This is a genomic window from Rhizobium sp. WSM1328 (assembly GCF_057653715.1).
On the sequence record NZ_CM172788.1, the window covers coordinates 2305862 to 2327118 of the forward strand.

20 protein-coding genes and 1 pseudogene are annotated in these 21257 nt (G+C 61.2%); 6 read left to right on the plus strand and 15 right to left on the minus strand.

Annotated features, from left to right (window positions below):
* Positions 1–64 precede the first annotated feature (64 nt).
* A complete protein-coding gene (locus AC2444_RS11720) occupies positions 65–1600 on the plus strand; it encodes a sensor histidine kinase (protein ID WP_012757788.1) in 1536 nt (511 codons plus the stop codon).
* 1 nt (position 1601) lies between these two features.
* On the opposite strand, the gene AC2444_RS11725 is transcribed toward AC2444_RS11720, so the two are convergent.
* Together AC2444_RS11725 and cobT are read right to left on the minus strand one after the other, a co-directional pair.
* Positions 1602–1985, minus strand: a complete 384-nt coding sequence (locus tag AC2444_RS11725; RefSeq protein WP_041935537.1) for a diacylglycerol kinase — start codon at positions 1983–1985, stop codon at positions 1602–1604.
* A gap of 126 nt (positions 1986–2111) precedes the next feature.
* On the minus strand, positions 2112–3128 hold the full coding sequence (cobT, locus tag AC2444_RS11730) for a nicotinate-nucleotide--dimethylbenzimidazole phosphoribosyltransferase (protein WP_012757790.1): 1017 nt from the start codon (positions 3126–3128) through the stop codon (positions 2112–2114).
* Positions 3129–3284: 156 nt separating this feature from the next.
* On the opposite strand from cobT, the gene AC2444_RS11735 reads away from it, so the two are divergent.
* The 5 genes from AC2444_RS11735 to AC2444_RS11755 all read left to right on the plus strand — a co-directional run bounded on the left by AC2444_RS11735 (position 3285) and on the right by AC2444_RS11755 (position 6729).
* Positions 3285–4067: an adenosylcobinamide-GDP ribazoletransferase gene (locus tag AC2444_RS11735; RefSeq protein ID WP_012757791.1), complete on the plus strand. Its 783-nt coding sequence runs from the start codon at positions 3285–3287 to the stop codon at positions 4065–4067.
* 18 nt (positions 4068–4085) lie between these two features.
* Complete coding sequence (locus AC2444_RS11740; RefSeq protein WP_012757792.1) at positions 4086–4304, plus strand: DUF1289 domain-containing protein; 219 nt, start codon at positions 4086–4088, stop codon at positions 4302–4304.
* Positions 4301–5002: a TIGR02281 family clan AA aspartic protease gene (locus AC2444_RS11745; protein ID WP_012757793.1), complete on the plus strand. Its 702-nt coding sequence runs from the start codon at positions 4301–4303 to the stop codon at positions 5000–5002. Before AC2444_RS11740 ends, AC2444_RS11745 begins: the two co-directional genes overlap by 4 nt.
* 265 nt (positions 5003–5267) lie before the next feature.
* Complete coding sequence (locus AC2444_RS11750) at positions 5268–5705, plus strand: EamA family transporter (protein WP_012757794.1); 438 nt, start codon at positions 5268–5270, stop codon at positions 5703–5705.
* 100 nt (positions 5706–5805) lie between these two features.
* The gene (locus AC2444_RS11755) at positions 5806–6729 is read left to right on the plus strand and encodes a LysR family transcriptional regulator (RefSeq protein ID WP_012757795.1); all 924 of its coding nucleotides are present in this window, start codon (positions 5806–5808) and stop codon (positions 6727–6729) included.
* On the opposite strand, the gene AC2444_RS11760 is transcribed toward AC2444_RS11755, so the two are convergent.
* The 13 genes and pseudogenes from AC2444_RS11760 to AC2444_RS11820 all read right to left on the minus strand — a co-directional run bounded on the left by AC2444_RS11760 (position 6692) and on the right by AC2444_RS11820 (position 21201).
* Positions 6692–7429, minus strand: coding sequence for an SDR family oxidoreductase (locus tag AC2444_RS11760; RefSeq protein WP_012757796.1), 738 nt, complete (start codon positions 7427–7429; stop codon positions 6692–6694). The two genes, AC2444_RS11755 and AC2444_RS11760, sit on opposite strands and share 38 nt — an antisense overlap.
* A gap of 113 nt (positions 7430–7542) precedes the next feature.
* A pseudogene (locus tag AC2444_RS11765) lies at positions 7543–7717 on the minus strand (ABC transporter permease); the annotation flags it as partial.
* Between the two features lie 112 nt (positions 7718–7829).
* Complete coding sequence (locus AC2444_RS11770; RefSeq protein ID WP_017994341.1) at positions 7830–8255, minus strand: hypothetical protein; 426 nt, start codon at positions 8253–8255, stop codon at positions 7830–7832.
* Positions 8256–8331: 76 nt separating this feature from the next.
* Positions 8332–9093, minus strand: coding sequence for an ABC transporter permease (locus AC2444_RS11775; RefSeq protein ID WP_012757797.1), 762 nt, complete (start codon positions 9091–9093; stop codon positions 8332–8334).
* Positions 9090–10016, minus strand: coding sequence for an ABC transporter ATP-binding protein (locus tag AC2444_RS11780; protein WP_012757798.1), 927 nt, complete (start codon positions 10014–10016; stop codon positions 9090–9092). Before AC2444_RS11780 ends, AC2444_RS11775 begins: the two co-directional genes overlap by 4 nt.
* A 519-nt stretch (positions 10017–10535) precedes the next feature.
* The gene (locus AC2444_RS11785; protein ID WP_012757800.1) at positions 10536–12149 is read right to left on the minus strand and encodes a glycoside hydrolase family 43 protein; all 1614 of its coding nucleotides are present in this window, start codon (positions 12147–12149) and stop codon (positions 10536–10538) included.
* Between the two features lie 94 nt (positions 12150–12243).
* Complete coding sequence (gene mgrA / locus AC2444_RS11790) at positions 12244–13275, minus strand: L-glyceraldehyde 3-phosphate reductase (RefSeq protein WP_012757801.1); 1032 nt, start codon at positions 13273–13275, stop codon at positions 12244–12246.
* A gap of 358 nt (positions 13276–13633) precedes the next feature.
* The gene (locus AC2444_RS11795) at positions 13634–14767 is read right to left on the minus strand and encodes a Gfo/Idh/MocA family protein (RefSeq protein ID WP_012757802.1); all 1134 of its coding nucleotides are present in this window, start codon (positions 14765–14767) and stop codon (positions 13634–13636) included.
* A gap of 9 nt (positions 14768–14776) precedes the next feature.
* The gene (locus AC2444_RS11800) at positions 14777–15538 is read right to left on the minus strand and encodes a sugar phosphate isomerase/epimerase family protein (RefSeq protein ID WP_012757803.1); all 762 of its coding nucleotides are present in this window, start codon (positions 15536–15538) and stop codon (positions 14777–14779) included.
* A 37-nt stretch (positions 15539–15575) separates the two neighbouring features.
* Complete coding sequence (locus AC2444_RS11805; RefSeq protein WP_012757804.1) at positions 15576–18035, minus strand: beta-mannosidase; 2460 nt, start codon at positions 18033–18035, stop codon at positions 15576–15578.
* 227 nt (positions 18036–18262) lie between these two features.
* On the minus strand, positions 18263–19354 hold the full coding sequence (locus tag AC2444_RS11810; RefSeq protein ID WP_012757805.1) for an ABC transporter ATP-binding protein: 1092 nt from the start codon (positions 19352–19354) through the stop codon (positions 18263–18265).
* A gap of 4 nt (positions 19355–19358) precedes the next feature.
* Positions 19359–20303: a carbohydrate ABC transporter permease gene (locus AC2444_RS11815; protein ID WP_012757806.1), complete on the minus strand. Its 945-nt coding sequence runs from the start codon at positions 20301–20303 to the stop codon at positions 19359–19361.
* A complete protein-coding gene (locus AC2444_RS11820) occupies positions 20296–21201 on the minus strand; it encodes a carbohydrate ABC transporter permease (protein ID WP_012757807.1) in 906 nt (301 codons plus the stop codon). Before AC2444_RS11820 ends, AC2444_RS11815 begins: the two co-directional genes overlap by 8 nt.
* Positions 21202–21257: the final 56 nt, after the last annotated feature.

Here is a 21257-nt window from a genome sequence, read left to right on the forward strand (position 1 = left end):
AACATCTTCTTAAGAATTGTCGGTTAGGCTCTTATCCACCCTGGGATGAAGTTTCAACGTGCACATGAGTACCGGCGTAAGCACATCGACCGACAAGATCATCGTCGACAGGTCGCGCAGCCACCGCAACAAGGCCGTTTCCAAGGCCGTGCGGCAGACGCGCGAACGTCTTCAGTCCGGTCATGCGTCAAATTCCTCCTTCGATCGTGACGTGCTCAACATGTATGTGGCATCGGTGCTGCAGAGCGCGTCGCTCATGCCGCTCTTCGTCGTCATCATCACCGCGCTTGGCGTCTATTTCACCCAGAACACCCAATTGCTCTTCTGGGCGCTGCTGACGCTCACCTGTCATACCGGCAATATCCTGCTGGCGCGCCGCGCCCGCCGGCAGGAAATCACCTCCGAGAACGCCCGCAAATGGCGCCGCCTGCTGCTCTCCGGCCAGTTCCTGCTCGGCTGCTGCTGGGCCGTCTTCGCGCTGCAAGGCTGCGACACCTGCGAGCCATCGAGTTTCATTCTCTATAAGGGCGCGACGCTGCTGATCGCGCTCTCCGTCACGGCGATGTCGAACTTCATGCTGACGCCTGCCGTGCTCGCCGCCTTCTCACCGGCGGTCCTAGCGCTCGCCGCCAAGAGCGGCCTGTCGCGCGACCTGCTCGAAATCAGCCTGACGGTGGCCTTCACCACCACTCTTGTCTTCTTCAATTATATCAGCGACCGGCTCTTCAAGTCGAACCTCAGGATTCTCTCATATCAGTCGGAGAAGGACGACCTGATCGCAGAGCTGGAAGTGGCGAAATCGATGTCGGACGAGGCTCGCCGCCGCGCCGAAGAGGCGAACCTCGCCAAGTCGCGCTTCCTTGCCTCCATGTCGCACGAGCTTCGAACCCCGCTCAACGCGATCCTCGGCTTTTCCGAGGTGATGTCGGCCGAAGTCATGGGGCCGCTCGCCAATCCGACCTACAAGGAATATGCGGGCGACATTCACCGCTCCGGCCAGCATCTGCTCGATCTCATCAACGAGATCCTCGACCTGTCGCGCATCGAGGCCGGCAAATACGAGCTGAGCGAAGAGGCGATTTCGCTGCTCGATATCACCGAAGATTGCATCGGCATGGTCCAGCTGCGCGCCCGCGCCAAGAACATTGCCATTTCGGACCAATTCGAGCGGCAGCTGCCGGCCATCTGGGCCGACGAGAAGTCGATGCGCCAGGTGGTGCTCAACCTTCTCTCCAATGCGGTCAAGTTCACGCCGCAGGGCGGCGAGATCCACGTTAAGGTCGGCTGGACAGCTGGCGGCGGCCAGTACATCTCGATCAAGGACAACGGCCCCGGCATTCCGGAAGAAGAAATTCCCGTCGTCCTGTCGGCCTTTGGCCAGGGCTCGATCGCCATCAAGAGCGCCGAACAGGGTACCGGCCTCGGCCTGCCGATCGTCCAGGCGATCCTTGCCAAACATGATGGGCAGTTCCTGCTGAAATCGAAACTGCGCGAGGGCACCGAAGTCATCGCCATCCTGCCTGCCAAGCGCGTGCTCCAGAGCCTGCCGGCCGTCGAAGAGGCTCACGCCGTTGCGCGCAAGCGCAAGAGTTTTGCCTGATTCAGCTAAAAAACAGGTGCTTGCCGAGGACGAAGCCGAGATAGAGGCAGCAGGCGGCGATCATGCAGGTCACCGCGAAGGAGCCGAGATCCTTGGCATGTTTGCCAACGATCGAAATCTCCGGCGAAATCCGGTCGATCACCTCTTCGACAGCGGTATTCATCGCCTCCATCGAAAAGAGCCCGAGAAACAGAAGCACGGCGACGACGATCTCGCCGATACTAGCACCGACGAGCGCCAGCGCCGCGATCGAAACGACGAAGAAACCGAGTTCCTGGCGGAAGGCTGCCTCTTTCAGCACCCGCAGGAAACCCGCCCAGGAATAGCTGGCGGCGGCGATGAAATGCCGAAGTCCGGTCTCTTTCGTCACCGCAGGCTTCATCAAGATGCCCTTCCTCTTCCTGTTGCATCAAACCGGGGAGCCTCCCCATCAATGAGCGAATACGCAAATACCGAATCCACTTGAGCCGCGCAAGCGAACGCGTGCGGATCGACGGCGCTCACTGCGGCCTTAATGCTTGTTCGACACACCTGCCTGGGCGAAGGTCGCCATGCCGGAATGACAGGCGGCGGCCGCTTTAACGATGCCGGCGGCAAGTGCGGCACCGGTGCCTTCGCCGAGCCGCATGCCGAGCGCCAGAAGCGGCGTCTTGCCGAGCATCTCGATTGCGCGAAGATGTCCGGGCTCGCCGGAGACATGACCGATCAGGCAATGATCGAGCGCCGAAGGATTGGCGGCTTTCAGGATCGCGGCCGCGGCGGTCGCGACATAACCGTCGATCAGCACCGGGATGCGTTCCATGCGCGCAGCAAGGATGGCGCCGGCCATCGCCGCGATCTCGCGGCCGCCAAGCCGGCGCATGATCTCGAGCGGATCGTCGAGATGGTCAGCATGCAACGCCACCGCCTTTTCCACTGCCGCGATCTTGCGCTCCAGCATCTCGCCTTCCGAACCGGTGCCGGGTCCCACCCAGTCGCGCGCCGAACCGCCGTAAAGCGCATAGTTGATCGCCGCCGCAATCGTCGTATTGCCGATGCCCATCTCGCCGATGCAGAGCAGGTCGGTGCCGCCGGCGATCGCCTCCATGCCGAAGGCCATGGTCGCGGCGCAATCGCGCTCGGAAAGTGCTGCCTCCTCGGTGATGTCGCCGGTGGGATAATCGAGCGCCAGATCGAAGACTTTCAATCCGAGATCATAGGCGACACAGATCTGGTTGATCGCCGCACCGCCGGCTGCAAAGTTCTCGACCATCTGTTGCGTCACCGTTGGCGGAAAAGGTGTGATCCCCTGCCTGGTGACGCCGTGATTGCCGGCAAAGATCGCCACCAGCGGCCGGTTGACGGCAGGTGTGCGGCCCGTCCAAGCGGCAAGCCAGAAGGCGATCTCTTCGAGCCGTCCGAGCGCACCCGGCGGCTTGGTCAGCTGCGCGTCACGTTCGCGCGCCGCCACCAGCGCGCGGGCGTCCGGCCCCGGCAGGTCGCGGAGCAGGGTACGGAAATCGTCGAACGGCAGGCCTGAAACGCTCATCTGTGCGGTTTTCCTATAAATCCGGGTATTCTTGTTTTTTCCCCGCAAATCAGCTTCTTTGCGGATGGAAACTCTCTTAAAGCGGGCGGACGAGGCGAACAACTCCAAAAGCGCAGCCGAGACCATAAGCCGAGACCTCCGGCAGAACGAAACAGAATGAAGATCAAGGACTATGCGGTCGATACCGCCCGCGCCGTCGCCTTCCTCAGCCGCATTCCCATGCGGCAATCGCTGTTCAAAGGTTATGACGGCAGGCTCGGCCCGCTGGTGCGCTCCTTTCCCTTTGCCGGCATCGTCATCGGCTTCATCCCCGCACTCGCCCTCTTCCTCCTTTTGGGGCTGCGCGCCGATCCGCTGATGGCAGCCCTGATCGCGCTTTCCGTCCAGGTCCTCGTCACCGGCGCGCTGCACGAGGACGGTCTGGCCGATACGGCCGACGGCATCGGCGGCGGCAAGAGCCGCGAACAGAGCCTGCTCATCATGAAGGATAGCCGGATCGGCACCTATGGCGCGATAGCCCTGATCCTCTCCTTCGCGATCCGCGCAGCCGCACTTGCCGCCATCGCCCGCCATTCCTCGCCGCTCACTGCTGCCCTCGCCATTCCCGCCGTCGCGGCTCTCAGCCGTGGCGCCATCGCCTGGCACTGGCAGCGGTTGGCACCGGCAAAGGCCGATGGCGTGGCCGCCTCGACCGGCCAGCCGGACGAGGCGGCGATGCAGTTTGCGCTCGCCTCGGCCGGCCTCGTCGCAGCGCTTCTGATCTGGCCGGCATTCGGCCTGCGGCCGCTGGTCGCAAGCCTGCTCGCCACCGGCATCGCAGGGTTTGCCTTCACCGCCTTCATCCGCCGCAAGCTTGCCGGCCACACCGGCGATACGCTGGGCGCGACGCAGCAAATTTGCGAGATCGCCACTCTTTGCGCCCTTGCCACGGCCCTTTGAAACTCCGATATATCGCTCATGCAAACACCCTGCATTCACGTCTGCTCGCTGGAACCCACCACCGGATTTTGCGCCGGATGCGGCCGGACTCTTCAGGAAATCGGCAGCTGGATGAGTTATTCCGACACCGAGCGAAGACGGATCATGGCGCTGCTGCCGGCAAGGCTCGCAGGCGCCGCCACGCCGTCGAACCGTATGAAAACGAGCCTCGCCGGTGGGCCGGAGCGGCCTTTATGATCCGTTTGACCGTCTTCCTCGTCGTGATCGGCATCGGCCTTGCCGTGCTGATTGTCAACAATGACAACAGCCGCATCCTTGGTCTGCAGAGCGATGACTTCGGCCGCGTCGTCTATCTGCTGCCGATCGCGCTGATGTTGTCGGCCGGCATCTGGGCGAGCCGGCGCAGCATCGGCGAAACGATGCGCCAGATGATGATCTGGCTGGTCATCATCCTGGCGCTCGTGACCGTCTACCTCTATCGCCAGGAAGCGCTCGGCGTCGGCAACAGGCTGCTCGCCGGCCTCGTTCCCGGCCGCGCCGTCGTCGTCACCACAAGCGAGGGCGGCCAGGAGATCATCCTGCACAAGCTGCTGAACGGCCATTTCCAAGCCGATGTCGCAGTCAACGGCCAGACGATCGAGATGCTTGTCGATACCGGCGCCAGCATGGTGGCGCTGTCGCGCGAAGATGCCGAACGCATCGGCATCGACCTCTCCCGCCTCACCTATTCCATGACGGTCATGACCGCCAACGGCCGCGGCCGCGCAGCACCCGTCACGCTCGACCAGGTAGCGATCGGCCCGATCGTCCGCAACAATGTCGCAGCCAGCGTCTCCGAGGATGGCCGGCTCGACCAGAGCCTGCTCGGTATGAGCTTCCTGGAAACGCTGGGCTCGCTGCAGATGCAGACCGACGAACTCCGCATGCGCAACTAATTGCGGCTCCACCGCTTTACGGCGACGAGCGGATCTGGCAGCTTGAGCGCAAGAACAACAAGACCACAAAGAACAATAAGAAACTCCTGCCGCATAATTCCTTAAATCGGAATCGATTTAAGGAATTATGCAACAATTCAAAGTGCTACAGCGTCCTTTGCGCGTCTGAAAAGACGCGCGGCGCTGTAGTCTGGTGGCACCGCATGTTCGACCGGCCTTCGCCCGCGGCGAGGCCTTGACCCATGGGTGCGACAGGAGCTTCGCAATGAATTCACTCTGGCCGATCGTCATCGGCGGCGCTCTGCCGGCCCTGTTCTGGGGCATTACCGCCATCTTCCAGAAGCAGAGCGCCACATCAGCCACCGGCTCCGCTGTCTACCTGATCGCCTTCGGCGCCGCCTGTGCGTTGGCTGGGCTAATTGCCGCCCTGATTTGGCGCCCTGCCCCCTGGACCGCCGAAGGTCTCGGCTTTGCCGCCACCGCAGGCGCCTGCTTTGCCGTCGGCACCGGCCTGATCAGCTTTGCGCTTTTCACTTACGGTGTTCCCGTCTCGAAACTCGCGCCGATCTGGAGCTGCAACGTACTGGTGACGCTGGCGATCGGCGCCGTCTTTCTCGGCGAAGCCTCCGAGCTCGACGTAATGAAGCTCGTCGCCGGCACCCTCCTCATCATCTCGGGCGCCCTTCTCGTCAGCAGCGCTTGACGGGGACTGGTGCGCCGCCACATGCTCCTGCGTTGCAGCGCCTTCTGCTTTGTTGATATCCTGCGTCCAGGCGCCTCTGCGCGCCGTACCGGAGCTCGACATGAACCCACGACAATTGAAGACATTCCTTGCGGTGATCCGGCACGAAAATCTCACGCGCGCCGCTGCCGAGGTCAATCTCGCTCAGTCAAGCCTCAGCGACCAGATACAGGCGCTGGAAGAGGAACTGGGCGCAGAACTCTTCCTCCGCTCCCGGCAGGGCGTCGTCCCGACAGCGGCAGGTTCGGTCCTCAAGGCTTACGCCGAAGAGATACTGGCGCTGAACGACGAAGCGAATGCCGCCGTCAGCGCCGCAGCCGGCAGTGCGGAGCAGTCCGTCACCTTGGGCACGCTCGAAACCATCGCCGCCGAAAGACTGGCGCCGTGGCTGTCACTCTTTCGCAAGAAGAACCCAGACGTCGGCCTCAAGCTCAAGGTCGGCGGCAGCGGCGAATTACTTGCGCAATTGCAGCACGGCTCGATCGACGTCGCCTTCACCTTCGATCGCGGGCAGCAGGATGAGCGCTTCCTGACGCGCCGCATCTGCAGCGAACCGCTGGTGCTGATTGGCGGTCGCGATTCGCAAGCTCGGCTACCTGCAAGCCTCGCGGCACTGAGCACCGCCCCCTTCGTCGCCACCGAAACCGGCTGCGTCTACCGTCACCTGTTCGACACTGCCTTTGCCGAAGCGCAGATTGCAGCACCATCAATCGTCACCGAAGCCGGCAGCATCGCGACGATCATCCGGCTCGTCGCATCCGGCACCGGTTATGGCCTCGTACCGCGCCTTGCGGTCGGCCCGGCCGCAACACGGGGCGACGTCGTCGAACTACCATGGCCGGGCAATCCACCTGCCGCTTCACTGGTGATGATGTGGCGGCGCAGGCGCGTGCAGCCGCCGGCGCTTACCCTCTTGCTGCAATCGGCAAGCGAAGAACTCTCGCCGCTCAGACCAGCCGATGCCCGCCTTCGACATGCAGGATAGTGCCTGTCGTGAAGCCGTTGCCGATCAGGAAGCGGATCGCATCGGCAATATCATCGGGCCGTCCAACGCGTCCGGCCGGCAGGCGCTGTGCCATCGCATCAAGCGTTGCCTGCTTGGCCTCGCCGGCGACGAAGCTCCAGATCGGCGTGTCCACCCATCCGGGCGACACCGCGTTGATCCGGATCGGCGCCAGTTCAACAGCAAGCGCCCTGACCATGCCTTCGAGCGCCGCATTGACGGCTGCGACCACCGATCCACGCGCCGCCGGCCGGTAGGCCGCGACACCTGACGTATAGGTGATCGATCCTGACGGCGGCAAATGGGCGGCACCATATTTTGCCAGCAGCAGCGGCCCGTAGATTTTGCTTTCGACCACCCTTTGCGCCGCCGCAAGCTCGATCTTAGGCAGTAGCTGATAGGCGCCTTCGATATCGGCCGCCGTGCTGACGATGTGATCGACCCGCCCACTATTGCGGAACAGCGTCGCGACCTCTTCCTCGCGCGATATATCAACGGCGACCGTCGCCAATCCAGGATGCTCGCCGAGATCGCGGCGGGCCGCCGCTAGCTTATCTTCACTGCGTCCTGCGATCGTTACCGCCGCCCCTTCCCCGAGCAAGCGCCTCGCCAGCGCCAGCCCCATTCCGGAACTGCCGCCAACAATAATGATCCTCGCGCCTTCGATCCTGATATCCGTCATCTGCCATCTCCTTCTCGGCTGATGCAGCAGATGCCTCGGATCAGAGCGAAAGAAAAACGGAAGAAACCGATGGCGTCATCGGGTTTTCCGATGGCGCGTGTTCGGGTGATTGATCAGTTCCGCAGCCGGTAGTCGGTCTTGAAGATCCAGGCGAGCGTTCCCAGGCAGATCACCAGGAACACCGTGATCATCGCCAGGCTGATCGCCGGGTTGACGTCGGCGATCCCGTAAAAACTCCAGCGGAAGCCGCTGAAGATAGGGCACCGGGTTGAAGTGGCTGGCGGCACGACTCGGCGAAGCCTCCGAGCTCGACATAATGAAGCTCGTCGCCGGCATCCTCCTCATCATCTCGGGCGCCCTTCTCGTCAGCAGCGCCTGACGGAAAACTGGCGCAATGCGCTCAGTACGAGATGAGGACTTCACCGATCCTCGGGCGTTGCCTTGCAACCAGCAGAGTCGTGACACCAGAGTCAGCCTCACCGGACAAAATATCGACGGTAGCACGCCGACCGAAGAACTCGATCCGTGATCGCAAATTCCGGAAGGAACAAGAATTGGGTGAGCAATAGATGCTCAATTCACCATGCGCCTCTGAGCCCGAAAACACTGTAATTGCAAGATTAATGCCGAGATCGTCATGCTTGGCGAGACTGCATGTGTCGTCGGGAAGGCATGACACCTCGGCAGAGAAAGGCTCTTTTCCCTCGACCACCACAGCAAAGGTAACCTTGACGGGATGGGCGGCCTCCTGCGATGGGCCTTGCTGCGGTGCTAGGTAATAGATGGATGCGATTGCGAGGCATCCAAGCACATTGCTGCTGACCATCAGATTGCCCCATGACCGATGACCTCTTGCTGAGCAATCTTTCATGTTGAAATTGCGGCACTTCCTGAGGGCCGGATCAGTTGCGCAGCCGGTAACCGGTCTTGAAGATCCAGGCGAGTGTTCCCAGGCAGATCACCAGAAACATCGTGATCATCGCCAGGCTGATCGCCGGATTGACATCGGCGATCCCGTAAAAACTCCAGCGGAAGCCGCTGACGAGATAGAGCACCGGGTTGAGGTGGCTGACCGCCTGCCAGAAGGGCGGCAGCATGCTGACCGAATAGAAGCTGCCGCCGAGAAAGGTCAGCGGCGGCACGACCAGCATGGGAATGAGGTTCAGCTGTTCGAAATTGCCGGCCCAGATGCCGATCATGAAGCCGAACAGGCTGAAGGTAATCGCCGTCAGCAGGAAGAACAGGATCATCATGAAGGGATGCTCGATCCTGACGTCGACGAAGAGATTGGCAGTCAGGAGAATGATGAAGCCGATCAGCATCCCCTTGGTCGCCGCCGCCCCGACATAACCGAGCAGGATCTCCGTCATCGCCACCGGCGCGGAAAGTACCTCGTAGATCGTGCCGGTGAATTTCGGGAAATAGATGCCGAAGGAGCCATTGCTGATGCACTGGCCAAGCAGCGTCAGCATGATCAGGCCGGGCGTGATGAAGGCGCCGTAGGACACGCCCTCTACCTCCTGAATGCGTGATCCCACAGCGGCGCCGAAGACGATGAAATAGAGCGAGGTCGAGATCACGGGCGAGATGACGCTCTGCAGCAGCGTGCGGCGCGTGCGCGCCATCTCAAAGAAATAGATCGATTTGACGGCCTCGATGTTCATTTTTCCGCTCCCACCAGCGCCACGAAGATGTCCTCGAGCGAGCTTTGCCGCGTCGAGAGATCCTTGAAATGGATATTGTTCTCACCGAGCCGGGTCAGCAGGGCCGCGATGCTTTCCTGTTCGTTGCCAGCGTCGAAATCATAAGTCAGCCGGTTGCCGTCTGCTTCCAGCGTCAGCCCATTGCCGGCAAAACAATCCGGCAGGCGGCTGAGCGGTTCGGTGAGATCGAGGATGAGTTGCTTGCGGCCGAGCTTGGCCATCAGCGCCGCCTTGTCCTCGACGAGCAGCAACTTGCCGCCATTGATGACGCCGACACGGTCAGCGATTTCCTCGGCCTCTTCGATATAGTGGGTAGTCAGAATGATGGTGACGCCGGAGGCCCGAAGCTCTTCAACGACATGCCACATGTCCTTGCGCAACGTCACGTCGACGCCGGCGGTCGGCTCGTCGAGGAAAAGAATTTCCGGCTCATGGGAAAGCGCCTTGGCGATCAGCACCCGCCGCTTCATGCCGCCGGAGAGCTGGCGCAGCATATTGTCCTTCTTGTCCCACAACGAGAGCGCGCGCAGCACCTTCTCGATATGGGCAGGATTGGCCTTCTTGCCGTGCAGTCCACGCGAAAAGCTCACCGTATTGAACACCGTCTCGAACTGATCGGTGGTCAGCTCCTGCGGCACCAGCCCGATCATCCCGCGGGTGGCGCGGAAATCCTTCACGACGTCGTGGCCAGCAACCAGCACCCGGCCGCGGCTCGGATTGGCGATGCCGCAGATGATCGAGATCAGCGTCGTCTTGCCCGCACCGTTCGGCCCGAGCAACGCCAGGATCTCGCCTTTTTCGACGTCGAGATTGATGCCCTTCAGGGCCTCGAACCCATTGGCATAGGTCTTGGTGAGGTTCTGAACGGAAATGATGGGGGCCATGCGGTACTCTTGCGGATTCTCGGAAGTTACTTCGGCCGCTATATAGTCCCTTTGTAACGCTTTAACATCCTTAAGCCATGAACACTGCATTCACGCTGCTAACACAGTTGGCCCGCTGACCCGCTGACCCGCTGACCTGCTGACCTGCTGACGCGGCGAAGTAGCCGGCATCGGGTTTTCGCGAGGAGAAGCCCCTTACGGCGAAAAGAAAGGCGGCTGCCGCTTTCAGATGTCATCATCCGGTGATCTTCGTGTCCGATAAGAGAGCCGAGGTCAGCACCGGCATCCGCCCCACCGCCACCCCTTTGCGGAGCCGTCTCCGGGTGTTCTCGTTGCGCCCCATTTTTGCTGCCTCGGCCATGTAGTCAAAGTTATTGTTCAGTCACGAAGTGCTTGGAACCGGCCAGTATCCCCTGTTCAGCCGCGTTCGTCTTAGCCGGCCCTGCGCCGGCTTTCTTTTTTCGTTCCCCACCTCATTCTTTCTGTAGTCCACCGTGGATGAAAGCGACTAGGTGCCCCTCACAACTCATCGTAATTGAACCAGTCAAAATCCGCGGCCTTCGCCCGGCCCGACGTATCGAAGGCAAACACGCCGGCGAAAGCGCCGGTGAAGGAGCCGTGTTCGCCGCGGCCGCCTTCGTCGGAAATCACGCCGGCGTCGAGGACCGGGCCGATCGGCTGCCAGGCGCCCTTGCCTTCGGTCTGCCAGAAGAATTGCAGGTCGTTCTCGCGGATTTCCATGGCAAGCTGGACGCGGCCATCGGCGGCAATCGAAACCCCGCTGTCGGCGGGAAAGCTCAGCCGGCCGTTCGGGTAGTCGCCGTTGCAGGAGAGGATCGTCACGCAGCGGCCGAGTGTTTCGTGCAACGTCACCGCGACGGCGTGGAATTTGTGGCGGTTGTAGTAATGCGTCAGCCCCGCAACCTGCTGATAGGTGTCGGGCGAGAAGTCGATCACGGTCTCGGCGCGGAAACTGTGATGCTCCTGGCGGCGGGCAACCAGCGACTGTTCGAACCAGGAGCCGATGCTTTCGCGCGCAATCAGGCGCAGATGGCCGGGACGATCCGTCAGGTTGAAGATGCGCGCGGGCCCTGGCGTGCGCAGCCATTGGAAATCGGCGGGCAACGTGCCGCCATCGAAGCTGTATTCGCTGCGCATCGGCTTTTCCACCGGCGCCGCGCCAAAGAGGCCTGGCACATCGACATCGGGCACCGAGGTGCCGTTTTCAAGATAGAGCCAGTCATCGTCGCGCCAGACGCATTTCTGCAAGGATGTCTCGCGCCCCAGCGTGCAACGTCGTTTCGGCGGTAGCGGCCGGCCGCAGAGATGGGTGTGATAGGCCTCGCCCTCCGGCGTTTCGACATATTGGCCATGACCTGCCCGCTGTAATACCGCGCCTGGATGATCCTTGGAGGTGATGAGATGCATGTTCGGATGCATCTCATAGGGCCCGTCGATATTACGCGACCGCGCCATGGTGACGGCATGGTCGTAGCCGGTGCCGCCCTCGGCGGTGGTCAGATAGTACCAGCCATTGCGCTTGAAGAGATGCGGGCCTTCGACGAGGCCGAGCGGGCTGCCGGCGAAGATGTTCTTGATTGGCCCCTTCAGCGCCTTTGCCACCGGATCCCATTCCTGCAGCAGGATGCCGTCGAAGGCCGGCGATTTCGGCGAGCCGCCATAGCTTTCGGTGCGGTGGTTCCACTGCATGTTGACGAACCACTTGCGGCCGTCATCGTCGTGGAAGAGCGAGGGATCGAAGCCGGAGGAATTCACATAGACCGGCTCGGACCAATCGGCCTCGATCGTAGGTGCCGTGACGATGTAGTTCGGCGCATCCTTGAAATTGCCGTCGTAGCGCTTGACGTCGGTATAGACCAGCCAGAACTGCCCGTCGGCATAGGACAGGCACGGCGCCCAGATGCCGCAGCTATCGGGATTGCCGCGCATGTCGAGCTGCGATCTGCGCTCCAGCGGCCGGCGCACCAGCGTCCAGTTCACCAAGTCGCGCGAATGGTGGATCTGCACGCCGGGATACCATTCGAAGGTCGAGGTGGCGATGTAATAATCCGCGCCGACGCGGCAGATCGACGGATCGGGATTGAACCCGGGCAGGATGGGATTGCGGATCATGACAGGGTCTCCTCCGACCGGCGGTGCTTTGCTGTACGTACATCAGATTATAGCAGAAAAAGGCCCGGAAGACTTGCCTCCGGGCCTGAGATGACTATTCGCGTTCGGCGGACTTGGCCCAGAGGTTGATGTCGGCCTCGCGGGCATAGACGTCGATCTCAGCCAGTTCCTCGACGGTGAATTCGAGATTGTCGAGCGCCTTGACGCAATCGACGATCTGCGACGAGCGGCTGGCGCCGATCAGAGCCGAGGTCACACGGCCGCCGCGCAGTACCCAGGCGATCGCCATCTGCGCCAGCGTCTGGCCGCGCCTTTCGGCGATCTCGTTGAGCTTGCGGATATTGTCGATAATTGAAGGGCGGATGTAGTCGCGCTTGAGAAAGTGGTTCTGCGCCGCTCGGCTGTCTTCGGGAATGCCGCCGAGATATTTCGTCGTCAGCATGCCCTGGGCGAGTGGCGAGAAGACGATCGAGCCCATGCCGACCTCATCCAGCGTATCGAGCAGCCTGTCGTCCTCGACCCAGCGGTTGAGCATCGAATAGCTCGGCTGGTGGATCAGGCACGGCGTGCCGAGATCCTTCAGGATCTTTGCAGCTTCGCGCGAGCGCTGCGAATTATAGGAGGAAATGCCGACATAGAGTGCCCGGCCGGAACGGACGATATGGTCGAGCGCGCTACAGGTCTCTTCCAATGGCGTTTCCGGGTCGAAGCGGTGCGAATAGAAGATGTCGACATAGTCGAGGCCCATGCGCTTCAGGCTCTGGTCGCAGGAGGCGATCAGATACTTGCGGCTGCCCCATTCGCCGTAAGGGCCGGGCCACATGTCGTAGCCGGCCTTGGAGGAGATGATCAGCTCGTCGCGAAGCCCGACAAATTCGGTGCGCATGATTTCGCCGAAGGCGGTCTCGGCGCTGCCGGGAGGCGGGCCGTAATTGTTGGCGAGGTCGAAATGGGTGATGCCGAGGTCGAAGGCCGTGCGGCACATGTCGATTTTGCGGTCATGCGGCGTGTCGCCGCCGAAATTGTGCCAAAGGCCGAGCGAGACGGCCGGCAGCTTCAGGCCGGAACGGCCCGTGCGGTTATATTTCATTTTCGAATAGCGGTCTGCGGCTGGTTGCCAGCTCATCTGAATGTCTCCTTGATAAAATAGCTATATGGTCGTCATGCGACATTATCGGCCCAAGAGATTGCCGACACCTGCCTCTCATCCGGCTGCCGCCACCTTTGCCTGGGTCGAGCCACGTGTCCCGACCCGCCCTTCGGACCCCCGTAAACGGGGCGAAGGGACATGCCGCGCCGTCTTCCTCAACCTCAACCTCGACGCTGCGTTTGGCACGTCCCCTCTCCCCGTTTTTTTTACGGGGAGAGGGTTAGGGTGAGGGGCAGCCATCGGCGCGAACCGCACAGCCGTGGGACAGGCCCGAGGTTGACGAAACTATTGTAACAAGCGCGCCGATACGGCAAGCCCAAGGCGCGCGTGCTCTCTACTTCAGAAGCGCCTGCGCTTCTTCGATGCCGAGAGCCGCCGGCTGCGTGCAGGTCGTGGTCAGGTCGATGAACCGGCCCTCCTCGCCCGATTTCAGGATCGAGGTCATGACGTCGACGCCGTGCAGCGTGCGGTCGAGCGAGCAGCGCGCGTCGCGTCCCTCGATCAGCGACATCGCCATGTCGGCAAGGCCGGCGGTGCGGTAGTTGGCGCGCGATCCGTTCGGGCTTTCCTGGTTGATCTTGCCGAACGGATGCTCCCAGGCATCGAGCGGCTTGATGTCCTTGTCGCGGCCGCTTGCCTCAACGGTGCCGCCGAAGAAGTTCGGGTCCGGCACGTAGAGCGAGCCGTCGGTGCCGTAGAGCTCCATATTGGCATGCCGATGCGACCACACGTCCCAACTCGCCGTCAGCGTCACGGTGGCGCCGTTGACGAATTCGAGCAGCGCCTGGATCGTCGTCGGCGTCTTGACCGGGATGATCTCGCCGTTGCGCGGCTGGCTGGTGATGGTGCGGGTGGGCGACGCCATCGAGGTCATGCCGCCGACACGTTTGACCGGGCCGATCAGGTTGATCAGGTTGGCGATGTAATAAGGGCCGAGATCGAGGATCGGGCCGCCGCCCGGCAGAAAGAAAAAGTCCGGGTTCGGATGCCACATTTCCATACCAGGGCTCATCACGTAACAGGCGCCCGAGGTCACCCGGCCGATGCCGCCGTCATCGATGAACTTGCGGGCGAGCTGATGGGCGCCGCCGAGGAAAGTGTCGGGCGCGCAGCCGACGGCAAGGTTCTTTTCTTTGGCAATGCGGCGAAGCTCCTCGCCCTCTTCCACTGAGAGCACCAGCGGCTTTTCGGAATAGACGTGTTTTCCGGCCTCGAGGATCGCCTTCGATACCCGGAAATGCGCATCCGGGATCGTCAGATTGACGACGACGTCGATCTCGTCATTGACGAGAAGCTCGTCGATCGTCTGCGCTTTGACGCCATATTCCTTGGCGCGCGCCTCGGCCGCCTGCGCGTTGATATCGGCGCAAGCCAGCACCTTAAGCCCCTTGAAGAGCGGTGCCAGCGAGAAGTAGGTGGTGGAGATGTTGCCGCATCCGATGATGCCGACGCCAAGTTCCCTGGTCATGATGAAGCCTCAGTAGCTCTGGAAGGATGCGATCGAGCGGCTGATATTGCGGTCGATGTCATTCGGGTTATCGTGTTCGACGACGTAGTGCTTGGCCTTGGTGGCGCGCAACGCTGTCATCAGCCTGGCCCACTCGACCTTGCCGTGACCGACATCGGCCCATCCGCTCTCATCCGTCGCTTCGCCGGCCGGTGCGATGTCCTTGACATGCACGGCGGTGATGCGCGGTCCGAGCTTCGCGATCCAGGCGAAGGGATCGGCGCCGCCGCGGATGACCCAGGCGATATCGGCTTCCCAGGAAATGTCGGGCGCGCCTTCGAAGATGTGCTCGATCGGCCGCGAGCCGTCCTGCAGCTTGAAGAATTCGAAATCATGATTGTGCCAGCCGAATTCGTAGCCGGCAGCCTTGTAAGGCTTGCTGATTTCCTGCAGGCGCTTGCCGAAGGCGGCCCAGCCGGCAGCGTCGGATGGCCGTTCCTCGGCCGCCAGATGCGGCGCATAGATCGAATCCATGCCGAGGATCTTGGCAATGTTCAGCGACTTCTGAACTTCCTTCTCCAGGAAATCGGGGCTGAAATGGCCGCTCGCCATGACCAGGCCATTCTTGTCGAGTTCAGCGCGAAGGCTCTTCAGCCCGGCATCGTCGAGATCGGCATAGATACCGCCGAAGCCCTCGACTTCGGCATAACCTGATTTGCCGAGCTTTTCGAAGATCGCCGAATAGGGCTGGAAGTTGCGGGCGCTATAGAGCTGGTAGCTGAGTTTCGTCATCATGTTCTCCTTGGGCCTCGTGCCCATTCTTGCAAGATCAATCCGCCGACTGGCAGGAATACAGGTCGTAGAACCGGAACTCCGGAAGCGCGCCACGATCAAGCGGCCGTGCCGGGGTAAAGGTGATGCGGCGGCTCTCGCCGGCCGCAAGATCGAAGGCGTTGTCGGAATATTTGCCGTCGGTCTCGGTTTCGATCATCACGAAAAGCGCAAGTCCCCTAGCGGTGACGTTTATGTCGACGGAGCCATTCTCCTCGACATAGTCGTGGGTGACTGTCAGCCCCGCAGGTTCCAGCTCCAGCGCCTTGTAGGTACCGTTGACATGGTGCCCCTCGCCGCCTGTGCCGTTCGACGCGGTGAAACGCCAGGCAAGCAACGTTCCCTCGGGAATATCGGAAACGTCGATGCTCGTGGCAGTGACGGCCGCATCCGGCGAACATATGGCCCGTACGTCTCTCAGGTGTCGGCGCTCGCCCTTCGTCGTCAGCAGCGAGATCGAAAGGTCGACACTGACATCGGCAAGCGTGTCGTTGACCAGCGAGAAACGGATCGTCTTGCCGTCGTCGGAAGGAATGGCCGCGACCGCGACCGGCTGGAAGAAGCGCTTGACGAGATAGTGCATCGCCTTCCAGCGGCCGCCATAGTCGAGGCTCGACCAGGAGGCGACCGGCCAGGTGTCGTTGAGCTGCCAGTAGATCGTGCCCATGCAATGGGGTTTGAGCGACCGCCAGTATTCCACCGCCGTCTTGATCGCCAGCCCCTGCTGGATTTGGGAGAGATAGACGAAGTTCGGAAAATCCTTGGGGAAGCGGAAATAACGGAACATCGTGCCGGCGATGCGCTCGTTGCCGCCGGCATTCTTCTGGTGCAGCTCCATGACCGGGGAAGCGATGTTCATGTCTTTCGCCTCGGCATAGGTCTTGATCACAGGCAGCGACGTATAGGACTGGAAGCCGAATTCCGAGCAGAAGCGTGGACGCACCGAGCGGTAGTTGTCGAACGACTTGTTCTCGTGCCAGACCGACCAGTAATGCATGTCGCCGGATCCGTCCGCATGCCAGGCATCGCCGAAATCGAGATAACCGGAAGCCGGGCTCGAAGGCCACCAGAGCGCGCCGGGCAGCGCCTTTTTCACTGCCTGCTCGATCGTGCGGTTGAGGCGATCATAGGAGACGAGATAGCGGTCGCGGTCTTTACGGGATTCCTCGAACCAGGTCAGTGCTCCGACCAGCTCATTGTCGCCGCACCAGAGCACGATCGACGGATGCGAGGAGAGCCGGCGCACCTGGAAATCGACCTCGATCGTCACATTGTCGAGAAAGTCCTCGGTCGAGGGATAAAGGTTGCAGGCGAACATGAAGTCCTGCCAGACCATAAGGCCCAGCCGGTCGCAGAGATCATAGAAATGATCCTGCTCATAGAAGCCGCCGCCCCAGACGCGGATCATGTTCATGTTGGCGGCTTTGGCCGATTGCAGCAGGTCTTCGGTCTTCTCGGGCGAAGACAGCGAAAACAGCGCGTCGGCCGGTATCCAGTTGGCGCCGCGGCAGAAGATCTCGCGGCCATTGACCTCGAAGGCGAAGCGACTGCCTGATGCATCCGGCGTGGTGATCAGCTCGATGGTGCGAAGACCGATCTGCTTGGTCACCTCATCAGTCGGCAATTCGACGGAAAGCCTGTAGAGCGCCTGCTCGCCACTGCCGGAGGGCCACCAGAGGCGCGGATTGTCGATATGGAAGAGGTGGTTGACATGCGTCTCGCCGTTGACGCCGACATCCAGGCGCACCCGCTCGCCGTCGAGGTCGAAATAGACCTGGGCAATGTCTGGCCCCTTTGAAAACAGCGTTGCCGTCACTTTGAGGTCCACCGAGCCGTCGTTATTGTGGGTCTGGCGGGTGACCACATGTTCGATGCGCGCGGTTTCGAGCTTCTTCAGCGCGATCGTCCCGTAGAGGCCGAGCGGGGCAATGGCAATGTTCCAGTCCCAGCCGAAATGGCATTGCGGCTTGCGCAGCATGTTGCCGTCGGGGATCGGCGAGTTGCCCGTGCTGTAGGGGATGTAGAAGGGCTGCTGCTTCTGTCGCGCAGCGCCGACAGCGACGTTGGAGGCGAAGACGATGCGGATGCTGTTGTCGCCTGATTTCAGCATGCTGGAAACGTCAGGACGATAGCGGCGGAAGCTGTTGTCGGCTTCGAGCGCCAGAAAACCGTTGACGTGGACGCTGGCAACCGTGTCGAGATAGTCGATATCGAGATACCAGTCGCCCTCGATCTCCTGAAGCGTGAAGCTGCGCTCGACTGCCCATTCGCGCTCGGCGACCCACTGCACCTTTTCCTCGTTGCGGCCGAAATAGGGATCGGGGATCAAGCTTGCACGGTGGAGCGCCGTGTGCACGTCGCCCGGCAGCATGATCGCGGTGCGGATCTTGCCGTCGACGGAGGCGAGCTGCCACGAACCGGAAAGGTCGATGTTGGGAGTAGTTGATCGATGCGTCACGATATCGTTTCCGATTTATGATTTTGAAAGAGACGGCGTTTGGTCGTCGTCCGGTCGTTGTCGTTCGTCAGGGCTCCTTCTGCCCGCCTCACTCTCGTCATCCTCGGGCTTGACCCGAGGATCCAGACCGCATCCACCAGCAGCCACGGGCATGGATCCTCGGCACAAGGCCGAGGATGACAGAGAGTGGAGGCCTCTCGCCGAATTCGCCCCGCCCGCAGAGTTCTCTAGAGACGCAGCTCGCTTTCGGCATCGAAGACCGAGGCGACCGTCATGTCGAAGCTGAGCTTCACCTTGGCTCCGACGTTGAAGCGGCGTGCGCCGTTGACACGTACCGACATCGTGTGACCGGCATGTTTCAGCCACAGCAGATTGTCCGCGCCCATCGGCTCCTCGATATCGACGGTGGCGTCATGTTCTTCGCCGCCGGTATTCTCGTTGACCTTGATGTGTTCCGGACGAACGCCGAGCACCACTTTGCGGCCGGGCTGCAGCGTCTCGCCAGCGTCGTAGTCAGCGAGCGAGAAAATGACGCCATTGGCCGAAAAAGCAATGCCGTCGCCTGATTTGACCAGCTCGCCGTGCAGGAAATTCATCGACGGCGAGCCGATGAAACCGGCAACGAACAGATTGCGCGGCCTGTTGTAAATCGTCGTCGGATCGTCGAGCTGCTGGATGATGCCGCTCTTCATGATGGCGATGCGGTCGGCAAGCGTCAGCGCCTCGATCTGATCATGGGTGACGTAGATCATCGTGTTCTTCAGCGACTGGTGCAGGCGCTTGATCTCGACACGCAGCTCCGAGCGGAGTTTGGCGTCGAGATTGGACAGCGGCTCGTCGAACAGGAAGACGTCGACATCGCGCACCAGTGCCCGGCCGATCGCCACGCGCTGGCGCTGGCCGCCGGATAGCTCAGCCGGCTTGCGCTTCAGCAGCGGCTGAATCTGCAGGATTTCGGAGGCACGCGCCACCCGCTTGTCGATCTCTGCCTGCGGCACCTTGGCGACGCGAAGACCGAAGGACAGGTTCTTCTCGACGGTCATCTGCGGATAGAGCGCATAGGACTGGAACACCATGCCGATGCCGCGGTCCTTCGGCTCTTCCCAGGTAACGTTCTTGCCCTTGATGAAGATCTGCCCTTCCGAGGCATCGAGCAGGCCGGCGATGCAATTCAGCAAGGTCGACTTGCCGCAGCCGGACGAGCCGAGGAGCACGAGGAATTCGCCGTCATTGATGTCGAGGTTGAGGTCCTTCAGTACGCTGACCGCACCGAAGTTCAGGGACAGATCCTTGATGGAGACGCTTGCATTCATATTCATGAGATCAACCCTTCACTGCGCCGGCGGCGATGCCGCGGACGAAAAGCCGCCCCGACACGAAGTAGACGATGAGCGGCACCAGACCCGTCAGGATCGTTGCCGCCATGTTGACGTTGTATTCCTTCACGCCCTGGACGGAATTGACGATGTTGTTGAGCTGTACTGTCATCGGATAGGTATCCGGCCGGGTGAAGACCACGCCGAACAGGAAGTCGTTCCAGATGCCGGTCACCTGCAGGATCATCGCGACCACGAAGATCGGCAGCGACATCGGCAGCATGATCCGCAGGAAGATCTGCCAGAAGCCCGCCCCGTCGACACGCGCCGCCTTGAACAGTTCCTCCGGCAGCGACACGAAATAATTGCGGAAGAGCAGCGTCAGGATCGGCATGCCGAAGATCGAATGCACGATGACGAGGCCGGTCAGCGTGCCGTAGATGCCGATTTCGCGCAGGATGATGACGATCGGATAGATCATTACCTGGTAGGGAATGAACGCGCCGACGATGAGGATCGAGAAGAAAAGCTCGGATCCTCTGAAGCGCCAGTTTGCCAGCGCATAACCGTTCACCGAGGCGATCGCGATCGAGATGATCACCGACGGCACCGTGATGCGCACCGAATTCCAGAAACCGCGCGACAGGCCATCGCAGTTGAGCCCGGTGCAGGCCTGCGCCCAGGCTTTCACCCAGGGTTCGAAGGTGATCTCCATCGGCGGCGAAAAGATGTTGCCGAGCCGGATTTCCGGCATGCCCTTCAGCGAAGTCACCACCATCACATAGAGCGGCAACAGATAGTAGAGCGCTGCGATGATCAGCGTGCCGTAGAGCATGATGTTACGCGCCGACACCGCCGGGCGCGGCCTGGGGCCGCTAGGGCCATCGCCGAGTTTAGGCGCCACGGCGTCGATGCCGGCGGCGGTGGTGTTGAGAGTTCCTACATCAGCCACGCTTGCGCCCTCCGCCGAATTCCAGATAGGCCCACGGAACGATAATGATCGCGACTGTGACGAGCATCATGGTCGAGGCAGCAAAGCCCTGCCCCAGGTTTTGCGCCTGGAACATGTAATCGTAGACATATTTCGCCGGCACTTCCGAGGAAATGCCCGGTCCGCCCGATGTCTGGGCGACCACGAGGTCGTAGACCTTGACGATGCCGGAGGCGATGATGACGATCGTGGTGATGAAGACCGGCCGCATCATCGGGATGACGATGAAGAGGTAGGTCCTCCACATCGGAATCCCGTCCACGCGCGCCGCTTTCCAGATATCCTCGTCGATCCCACGCAGGCCGGCGAGCATCAGGCACATGACGAGACCCGTTCCCTGCCAGAGTGCCGCGATCAGAATGCCGTAGATGACGATTTCAGGCGTATAGAGCGGATTGAAGGTGAAGCTCGTCCACCCGATCGAGCGCACCACCGCCTGAATGCCGAAATCAGGGTTCAGAACCCATTGCCAGACGAGGCCCGTCACGATGAAGGACAGCGCGAAGGGATAAAGAAAGATGGTGCGGAAGGTGTTTTCGAAGCGGATTTTCTGGTCCATCAGCGCGGCGAGCATGAAACCGATGACCAGGCTGAAGATCAGCGAGAGGATGCCGTAGACTGCCAGATTCTCGATCGCCGTCACCCAGCGGGGTGCCGCCCAGAGGCGCTGGTACTGATCGAATCCGACAAAGCTCAACCGCGGAAGGAGCTTGGAATTAGTGAAAGAATAAAAGATCGTCCAAAACGTGCCGCCGACAAAGATCACCAGCGCTGTGAGGATCATCGGGATAGACGCAATCTTGGCATTCAGATTGCGCAGTAACTTGTTTGGCCGGCCTGCTCGCGCTTGACCCGTCATAAACACTTCTCCTCAATCGCCACTGCGACAAGTAACAGAACGGCAAAACGCCGCCT

What these genes read in the sequence shown, in the direction of transcription:
- AC2444_RS11720 (WP_012757788.1), top strand. Translation starts at nt 65, where the DNA reads ATGAGTACCGGCGTAAGCACATCGACCGACAAGATCATCGTCGACAGG.
- cobT (WP_012757790.1), bottom strand. Translation starts at nt 3,128, where the DNA reads ATGAGCGTTTCAGGCCTGCCGTTCGACGATTTCCGTACCCTGCTCCGC.
- AC2444_RS11735 (WP_012757791.1), top strand. Translation starts at nt 3,285, where the DNA reads ATGAAGATCAAGGACTATGCGGTCGATACCGCCCGCGCCGTCGCCTTC.
- AC2444_RS11740 (WP_012757792.1), top strand. Translation starts at nt 4,086, where the DNA reads ATGCAAACACCCTGCATTCACGTCTGCTCGCTGGAACCCACCACCGGA.
- AC2444_RS11745 (WP_012757793.1), top strand. Translation starts at nt 4,301, where the DNA reads ATGATCCGTTTGACCGTCTTCCTCGTCGTGATCGGCATCGGCCTTGCC.
- AC2444_RS11750 (WP_012757794.1), top strand. Translation starts at nt 5,268, where the DNA reads ATGAATTCACTCTGGCCGATCGTCATCGGCGGCGCTCTGCCGGCCCTG.
- AC2444_RS11755 (WP_012757795.1), top strand. Translation starts at nt 5,806, where the DNA reads ATGAACCCACGACAATTGAAGACATTCCTTGCGGTGATCCGGCACGAA.
- AC2444_RS11760 (WP_012757796.1), bottom strand. Translation starts at nt 7,429, where the DNA reads ATGACGGATATCAGGATCGAAGGCGCGAGGATCATTATTGTTGGCGGC.
- AC2444_RS11770 (WP_017994341.1), bottom strand. Translation starts at nt 8,255, where the DNA reads ATGGTCAGCAGCAATGTGCTTGGATGCCTCGCAATCGCATCCATCTAT.
- AC2444_RS11775 (WP_012757797.1), bottom strand. Translation starts at nt 9,093, where the DNA reads ATGAACATCGAGGCCGTCAAATCGATCTATTTCTTTGAGATGGCGCGC.
- AC2444_RS11780 (WP_012757798.1), bottom strand. Translation starts at nt 10,016, where the DNA reads ATGGCCCCCATCATTTCCGTTCAGAACCTCACCAAGACCTATGCCAAT.
- AC2444_RS11785 (WP_012757800.1), bottom strand. Translation starts at nt 12,149, where the DNA reads ATGATCCGCAATCCCATCCTGCCCGGGTTCAATCCCGATCCGTCGATC.
- mgrA (WP_012757801.1), bottom strand. Translation starts at nt 13,275, where the DNA reads ATGAGCTGGCAACCAGCCGCAGACCGCTATTCGAAAATGAAATATAAC.
- AC2444_RS11795 (WP_012757802.1), bottom strand. Translation starts at nt 14,767, where the DNA reads ATGACCAGGGAACTTGGCGTCGGCATCATCGGATGCGGCAACATCTCC.
- AC2444_RS11800 (WP_012757803.1), bottom strand. Translation starts at nt 15,538, where the DNA reads ATGACGAAACTCAGCTACCAGCTCTATAGCGCCCGCAACTTCCAGCCC.
- AC2444_RS11810 (WP_012757805.1), bottom strand. Translation starts at nt 19,354, where the DNA reads ATGAATATGAATGCAAGCGTCTCCATCAAGGATCTGTCCCTGAACTTC.
- AC2444_RS11820 (WP_012757807.1), bottom strand. Translation starts at nt 21,201, where the DNA reads ATGACGGGTCAAGCGCGAGCAGGCCGGCCAAACAAGTTACTGCGCAAT.